Below are 1,086 nucleotides of genomic sequence, written 5' to 3' on the forward strand. Positions count from 1 at the left end.
GGAACCACTGATTTATTCATCAAACGCCGTTCCCTGCGGCGGACCTACCTGAGACAATAACGGTATCCTGACTGTTCGCCATCAATCATGCAAAAGAGCTTTTCCGACCTTGAATACGCCGCCAAGAAGAAACTGACGCGGCGCGACCGCTTCCTGGCCGAGATCGACAGCGTGACGCCGTGGGGCAAGCTGCATAAACTGATCGAGCCGTTCTATCCGAAGGTCGAAGGCGCCGGCCGGCCACCGATCGGACTGGCGCGCATGCTGCGCATGTATGTGGCCCAGCAATGCTTCGGCTTGTCTGACGAAGGCATCGAAGACGCGATCTATGACAGCCAGTCCATTCGTGCTTTCGTCGGCATCGACTTGGGCCGCGAATCGGCGCCGGACGCGACGACCTTGCTGAAGTTCCGCCACCTGCTTGAGGCCAACGGCCTGACGCGCCAGATCTTCGACACGATCAACGGGCACTTGGCCGAGAAAGGCTTGATGATGCGCGAAGGCACCATCGTCGACGCCACGCTGATCGCCGCGCCACCGTCTACCAAGAACAAAGACGGCAAACGTGATCCGGACATGCACCAATCGAAGAAGGGCAACGACTGGCACTTTGGCATGAAGGCCCACGTCGGCGTCGATGCCGCTTCTGGGCTGGTGCACACGGTCATCGGCACGGCCGGGAATGTCGCCGATGTGACCCAGGCGCACGCGCTGCTGCACGGCGACGAGACCGCCGCGCTCGGCGACGCCGGCTATCAGGGCGTGGAAAAACGGCCCGAAAACATCGGCAAGTCGGTGACATGGCACGTGGCCATGAAGCGCTCCAAACGCAAGGCGCTGCCCAATAACAAACTGGGGCGCCTGACGGAAAAGTTGGAGCATCTGAAGGCCAGCGTGCGGGCAAAAGTCGAGCATCCGTTTCATGTCATCAAGAACCTGTTTCGTCATCGTAAGACGCGCTATCGCGGCTTGACCAAGAACACTGCACAGCTCTTTACCTTGTTCGCCTTTGCCAACCTGGTACTGGCCGGAAGACGTTTTACGATCACCGAATCCCGTAATCCGTCTTGATTGCAGAAAGACGCG

General features: G+C 59.2%; 1 protein-coding gene. It reads left to right on the top strand.

What is annotated here, in order from left to right:
- The first annotated feature begins 87 nt into the window (after positions 1-87).
- Entirely contained in the window at positions 88-1,071 is a 984-nt protein-coding gene (locus ACQ4WS_RS25450) for an IS5 family transposase (RefSeq protein ID WP_436479727.1), read from the top strand.
- Positions 1,072-1,086: the final 15 nt, after the last annotated feature.

Source organism: Janthinobacterium leeuwenhoeki (assembly GCF_051380795.1).
Classification (GTDB): domain Bacteria; phylum Pseudomonadota; class Gammaproteobacteria; order Burkholderiales; family Burkholderiaceae_D; genus Janthinobacterium.

What these genes read in the sequence shown, in the direction of transcription:
- ACQ4WS_RS25450 (WP_436479727.1), top strand. Translation starts at nt 88, where the DNA reads ATGCAAAAGAGCTTTTCCGACCTTGAATACGCCGCCAAGAAGAAACTG.